This is a genomic window from Allopontixanthobacter sp. (genome assembly GCF_034376665.1).
GTDB lineage: Bacteria > Pseudomonadota > Alphaproteobacteria > Sphingomonadales > Sphingomonadaceae > Allopontixanthobacter.
The window spans coordinates 26,449-32,791 of sequence record NZ_JAXMJI010000044.1 but is presented as its reverse complement, the minus strand read 5'-3'; the positions used below and the strand labels follow the sequence as shown (position 1 = coordinate 32,791).

The following is a 6,343-nucleotide window of genomic DNA, read 5'->3' as shown; positions in this document are numbered from 1 at the left end:
GGGCCGCGAAAGGCGGCCCGGCAAGCGTCAGCGATCGTCACGGCCAGGCCGCCGAGACGCCGAAGGCGGCTCGGCTGAAGCGTAGCGAAAGTAGAGCGCGGCCCGGGCCGAAGGACCGGGTGACGCCCCGGCTTGTCGCATGGCCGAAAATTATTTTTCGCACGCTCGGCAACGTTGGGCCCTCATCGGAAACCAAGGGTAAGGTATGGCGCAAAAGGCTATTTTTCAGAGCCTTGACCTCAAAGGATTCGGTCTCAATTCTTGTTCCAGGGGAGCACGACAACCAACCGCAACTCAGGAACCAGCATGATGACCAACGACGCTCCAGACCGCATCCTTCGCCTCAACGCCGTGCTTGATCGTACCGGACTATCGCGGGCGACACTGTACCGAAAAATCCAGATCGGCGCATTTCCGAGACAGGTGCGTATTGCCACCCGCTGCGCCGGCTGGCGGGAGTCCGCCGTCAACGCATGGATGAGAAACCCCATGTTTTATCAAGCTGAGGATAGTTGAAGGCGGTGGCTTCGCGTCCTCATTTCGGAAGTTGGTGCGCGTTTCGCAATCGTCCGAAGGCTGCCATTCTTCTCCGCTCTCACCCAGGCTACCGACCCAATCCTCAGCGCCGCAAAAAACCCCGCCTCCTGGGCAACTGTCTTGCAGGCATGGCATTTCCGCGAACTTCGATTTCAACGCGACGTCGCCCGATAATGCGTCCAAACTGATAGACCGTAACGTCCATTGAGTGCTTGCCATTATAGGCAGAATTCTCTTCAGCAGTATCGCCGTCTCCGGACAGATGTCCGATGTCATTGATGCGCCATGCATCTCGCCCTTTGTTGCGGACGGTCCAGCGAACAGAGGCCCCCACGGGAAGATCGGGTGCGTTCTCCAGCTTGAAATAAATACGGCAGTTTTTGCAGATTAGAGGAAGCGAGTTGATACCCTCTCTGGTGTAATTCGGATTGCCCTTAGACACAGCGCGCACACTGATCCTCGGATCGAAAGCGTATGTAGCCAGAGCAGTGCTTTGACCTTCCGTCTGATTCGCTGCTGAAGCTTCGTCTTCTCCCTCTTCCATATCTTCCGGCATTGGAAAAAAGTGTTCGAAGGCCTCTGTCCAAATCTCCGCAGCTGTCTCTTCGTTGGTGGCCGCGTTGGCGCGCCGAGCAATTTCTTCGAACTCGCGCAACTTTTTGGCGAACCCCTCGTTTGCCTCGTCGGAAAGACGATTCAGATCCTCGTCTTGGTCGACTGGATTAGCGACTTCCTTCGACCCATCGAACCGGTCTGCAATCAAGGTTATCAGCGCTTCCAACAGCTCATCATCACCATCGCAGGCATTGCGGTCGATTTTCCCAAATCCCTCGCCCGCGAGAACTGTCAACATGATCGATGATGGTCGGCCTTGGTCATCCTCAATCTTGAGGGCGGCCCACATTTTCAGGTAGCGCACCAGGCGCCGTATTAACGCCCGAACAGCGTCCTCATTCAGATCCCGGAACCATTTGTACATAGCCTTGGGATCGCTCGTCTCCCAACCCTTCGTTTCGGTCGCGAGAGCCCTCCTGTCGTCATCTCGGTCTAGGTGATAGCAAGGGACATCAATATGAAAATCTGGTTCGAAATTTACGCGCCCGCACCGTTCCTTTGGATCATCTACGTTGCGCGCATCATTATCGGCGTCCGCTGCGTAGTCCTCTAGCGCATTCTGCACGAATTCCTTGAATCCGCATGGGCCGTATTCGTCAGCATCATCCTCGCCCGGCCACTCGAAATAGAGCCCTAAATCGATGTCGAATTCCCTTCCCGTCTTCGAAGGGCGGATTTGCGTGGCGAACTTGTACGACCCTTGTAGCCAGGTGCTGATCGGATACCCTGTGTCTTCTTTCAGCCGTGCCCTCAGGAAATCTGCGAGGTCGTTCCACCTTGCCTGCTGAGATTCGAATTGTTCGGACGACGGTGTAATTCTGGCGTGAAGCGTCTGCTCAGAATTTTGCTTGAAAAATAGACGTGCTGCGTGGGCCATCAGAAACTCAAAAATTAGCGTTGATGAACGTGAATTCCGGCGCGTCGTGCGACAAGAAATCCAGAAGGCGTGGGTCGGCCGATACTTCGGCAAACGAATTTGCAGCGAGAGATTGCAAGTTTGCGATCGCGCGTGGGGTTGCGACATCCAGAGCCAGTTCGAGACGCTGCTCATCCGACTGGCGGCGATCTATGCGCATGTAGCGATCGCCCAGCGCGTGAATCATCATGTCGTTCGTGAGCGCCTGCTGAGCGCCGATCATAATATTGGAAAGGCGCTGGCCCTTAGCCCAGCCCCACAAACCGAGATTGGGATCGGCTGAGCCTGACATGGCGAAATCCGTCGTGGTGGTGCCGATGCTCAGCACTTTCACCTCCTTGCGATCGACCCCCAGAAACATCTCAGCCTCATGCAATGCGATAAGGTCGGGAGAGTTGGCGTACATGCCGCCATCCGCGAAGAGTTCATTACCGATGCGGTGAGCCGGAAAATATGTGGGTGCTGCCGATGTAGCGAGGGCTACGTCGACGACTGGCAATCGCCAATCGATGACAAACCGACCATTGTGGCCTGTCTTGAAAATTCTTGGCCCGCCCTTTGTGAGATTTACGGCGGGTATGACGGTGGGCCTTCGCAAATCAAACATCCGCGTCTCTGATCCCACGATGTCGGCGATGGTGTCACGCAGCGCCGTCGGAGAGTAGGAGGGTGAGGGAATGTTTCGAAGGAAACGGCCAAATTTCTCGGCCGAATACTTAGCAATGTCCTTAGGGAAGATCGCTGGGCCATGCGCTATAAAGGTGTCTCGTATCTCGACCGCACTTCGTCCCGCCGAAAGCCCCAATGCTATGATCCCACCGATGGAGGTGCCCGCGAATAGATCGAACGCGTCAGCTACCGATCTGCCCGAGCGCTCTTCGAGTTCTGCAAGCAACGCTGCAGTGTAAAGGCCCAGAAAGCCGCCGCCAGACAATGATAAAATGCGGAAACTCATTTTGTCCCCTTGATCTCGAGAAGAGAAAGAACAAGACGCTCTTTGATTGAGGCCGCTAAGGTGTCGTACGTCAATTCATGAAGAGGCCAGTTACAAGGGAAAAGTACCCAGTGTAAAACGCTCCATGCGGCCGGTTGACCAACGAGATACGCTATAAAATCGGCGAAGTAAGTCCGTATCCTCAGACTGCCTCATCTTTTGGAATCTTTTCTTCCTCGACAGTTCCAGACGTGGCGCCCAGAGGGAGGCGCAGCTTATCTCCCGGGAAGATGTCGTCGGGATCGTCGATCAGATCACGGTTGAGCGCGAAAATCTCAGCGCGCCGGGCCGGATCGCCAAGCAGCCTGCGCGCGATGCGATAAAGACTTTCGCCAGGCTCTACGACGTGTACGGGATAGTCTTCTTTCGCGGGCGGATCGAACAGGTCACGCTGCTCTTCGATCTTTTCCTTCAAATGCTTAAGGGTCTTGGGGCGGTAGCCTTTGTCTTTGCTTTCGGTAGGTGGCAGGAACCATTTGCGCAGCGCGGAAGGATGTATGTCGCAGATCTCCGCTGGGCCACTGCGCGAGGAGGTGAGCAGCTTGTCCTTGAAAAAGGCCAGTCCGCGTCCGGTGACATAGCTACCGATCGTCTTCCATTTCAGCCCTTCGGACGGGGTATTGTGCAGCGGAGCCGATGCATCGTAGCGGATATCCGAGAGTTGCGAGCGACCGGTGAGGTCGACCTCAAGTCCCATATCGATCGCTCCTTTCATAACCCAATGAAGCGCTGCGTTGGAGAGTCCGCGCTCGGGACCACCGCCGCCGACTGATCCATGATCGCCGGGGAACCACTTCTCCTGGTAGGGCGCATCCTCGCCATAGGGATCGTGGCCGGCGGCGACATTGAGCTCACGGATATTGCGCAATAACGTCGGCATGAAATGAACGCGCCGTTCGTCGAGTGCGACGGCATGACGAGCGCCTTCGACGAGTTGGGAGAGTTGCGTGTCGTGCTGCTTGTAGCGCTTGTCGGGCCGTCGATCGAAAGTAGCGGCGACTGCCTTCCAGCCGAGCGAGCCAACCGTGTCCCAAACGCCGCAATACCTTACCCTGATGACGTGGGCAGCAGCTTCAGGATTCTTGCGTCGCCGCCACGCAAGCTCCACTTCTGACACGCACAAATCTGGACAGTGCTCCAAGCGAAACTCCAGCACCTCTTGGGCAGCATCGCCATCATTACTCGCGCACTCGCGGTAAAGCTCCCAGGCTCGGCGGATTTGGCGGGCGCTGTTGACAGACAGGATACCGGCGCACTTAATGAAACCGATGAAGGTCCGCGCAGTAAAGGCACCGCGACTGAACCCGAAGACGAATATCTCATCGCCCGGCCGGTAGTTGAAGATCAGGAAGCGGTAGGCTTCCTGAACATTGGCGATTAACCCCTTGCCGAAGGCACCGCCTCGGAAGGCTTCGTCGGAAGAAGTGCCGACGCCCTCATCGTAGAAGACAATCTGGTCCCGGCCATCCTTGTCGATCGGGGGAACGCTTTCTGCGACCAGCACAACATTGGTGGGATGCTGCTTGGTATCGAGCTTGTTCCACGAACCGTCGAAACAGAAAACCAACCTGCGACCGGCAGGCGTGGGTTGGGAGATATGTCCCTCGCTATCGATGGCGCTGATACTGGTGGCTAAGTCTTCGAGCATGCAAACCTTCATCTTCCTGTACAAGTTCGGCAGGAGTTGCGCCCGCCGAAACCGCATTCATTTCTCGCGTACTGTGGTGTGCGGACTGGAGCGCCCTTGCTTGGCCGTAACGAACCGCCCGCTGATCGCGCTGCGATAGGCACCACCAGTGCTACCGGACTTTCCTCCACTTTCCTTGACCGTCGTGCGCGGACTCACCTTGCCGTGCTTCGCTGTCACGTAGCGCCCGCTGATTGCACTGCGATACCGACCACCACCCTTCTTCCCTGCCATGTGACGTCTCCTTTAACCTTAAGACTCTTGCGCGCCGCGCAATTTGGACTAAAGTTGGAATCGAGTCCCGAAATGGAGTGTATGACTCGGGACTAATTAGGCTGTCAAGTCCAAATATGGATCGGAAGTAGACATGTTGCAACACGCCGTGCCCGGCGCCCTCATGGGCGGCCGGGCTGAAAAGACTCCAGCAGCTGAGCTAGAAGCGTTTTTCGAGATAACCGAGCGCTGGGATTTGACCACGGATCAGCAGATCATACTGCTCGGATCGCCGGGCCGATCGACCTTCTTCAAGTGGAAGAAGGAAGGCGGCAACCTGCCGCATGACACGATCGAACGCCTGTCTCACCTGCTGAGCATTTGGAAGGCGCTCAGAATTCTCTTCACGCGCGACGATCGTGGTGAAGCCTGGATAAGCCGACCCAATGACTACTGGGACGGGCGCAGTGCATTGGATGTCATGCTCGGGGGCAAGATGTCCGACATCCTCGACGTGCGCCAGTACATCGATGCGCAGCGTGGAGGCTAGAACGTGGAACTTGTTCCATACAAGGGCGTCGGCTATCGCCTCATTCCATCGCGCTTTCCGCCAGTTCCTGTCTATGCGGGGCTGGTTGCGAACGATCGCTTCGGGGAGCTGGTCGGGGTCGAGAATCTGACCAATCCGCGGCTCCAATCGGAGAGCCGATTGTTAGAGATTTATGGAAACCCCGATTCTCCTCAACTCCAGAACTGGAATCTCGCACCGTTCAAATACATCAATCCTGAAGGTAGCCGGTTCTTCGAGCCGACGCGACCCGCCCTGGAACTCGCAACCGATATTCAAACTGCGCTTGCTATCGCCGTGCGACGGCGGGAACTGTTCCTACGTCGAACCAGCGAGCCGCCGATTGGACTGGACATGCGAATGCTTAAAACGCCGGTCGAAGGAAGTTTTGCCGATCTTCGGCACCTCCCTGATTCCACCGAGCTGACGGTAAGGCGTGAGGCAGCCAACCCGCTGCCTGAAGATGCAGCCGGTGTGCTTTTCCGAGCGCATGAGCGTCCTTTTGCCGATTGCCTGGCCGTAACCGACAAGAACGCACTCGGCCGATCTGTACAGACCGTTCACTACCGTTTCGAATGGGACGGCGAGCGTATCGTCTCGATCTATGCTTTCAATGACAGAAAACCGGAAATTGATCCGGATGATTTGTTCGGCCAAGAGCAAGTTCTAGCCGCATAGACCCTTGACTGACTGATAGTGACGCGGGCGTAGGGCTGGTTCAGTCAGGCTGATAAGCATGTCCGGTTTATGGGAGCTAATCGAATGCCGCAATTGATCGAGGTGCGGAGGGAAACGGAATGGCCACTTTGATAG

The 6,343-nt window shown here is 56.3% G+C and carries 7 protein-coding genes; 3 read left to right on the top strand and 4 right to left on the bottom strand.

Annotated features, from left to right (window positions below; all coding sequences use genetic code 11):
* Nucleotides 1–309 precede the first annotated feature (309 nt).
* Entirely contained in the window at nt 310–516 is a 207-nt protein-coding gene (locus tag U0988_RS04550) for a helix-turn-helix transcriptional regulator (RefSeq protein ID WP_322291456.1), read from the top strand.
* Nucleotides 517–619: 103 nt separating this feature from the next.
* On the opposite strand, the gene U0988_RS04545 is transcribed toward U0988_RS04550, so the two are convergent.
* The 4 genes from U0988_RS04545 to U0988_RS04530 all read right to left on the bottom strand — a co-directional run bounded on the left by U0988_RS04545 (nt 620) and on the right by U0988_RS04530 (nt 4,983).
* Nucleotides 620–2,029 (bottom strand): CBASS cGAMP synthase, encoded by a 1,410-nt coding sequence (locus U0988_RS04545; protein ID WP_322291453.1) that lies wholly within the window; start codon nt 2,027–2,029, stop codon nt 620–622.
* A 7-nt stretch (nt 2,030–2,036) separates the two neighbouring features.
* A complete protein-coding gene (locus U0988_RS04540) occupies nt 2,037–3,023 on the bottom strand; it encodes a CBASS cGAMP-activated phospholipase (protein WP_322291452.1) in 987 nt (328 codons plus the stop codon).
* Nucleotides 3,024–3,204: 181 nt separating this feature from the next.
* A complete protein-coding gene (locus U0988_RS04535) occupies nt 3,205–4,710 on the bottom strand; it encodes a phospholipase effector Tle1 domain-containing protein (protein ID WP_322291451.1) in 1,506 nt (501 codons plus the stop codon).
* 57 nt (nt 4,711–4,767) lie between these two features.
* A complete protein-coding gene (locus U0988_RS04530; RefSeq protein ID WP_322291450.1) occupies nt 4,768–4,983 on the bottom strand; it encodes a hypothetical protein in 216 nt (71 codons plus the stop codon).
* A 133-nt stretch (nt 4,984–5,116) separates the two neighbouring features.
* On the opposite strand from U0988_RS04530, the gene U0988_RS04525 reads away from it, so the two are divergent.
* Together U0988_RS04525 and U0988_RS04520 are read left to right on the top strand one after the other, a co-directional pair.
* Nucleotides 5,117–5,512 (top strand): MbcA/ParS/Xre antitoxin family protein, encoded by a 396-nt coding sequence (locus U0988_RS04525; RefSeq protein ID WP_322291449.1) that lies wholly within the window; start codon nt 5,117–5,119, stop codon nt 5,510–5,512.
* A gap of 3 nt (nt 5,513–5,515) precedes the next feature.
* Nucleotides 5,516–6,208 (top strand): RES family NAD+ phosphorylase, encoded by a 693-nt coding sequence (locus U0988_RS04520; RefSeq protein ID WP_322291448.1) that lies wholly within the window; start codon nt 5,516–5,518, stop codon nt 6,206–6,208.
* Nucleotides 6,209–6,343: the final 135 nt, after the last annotated feature.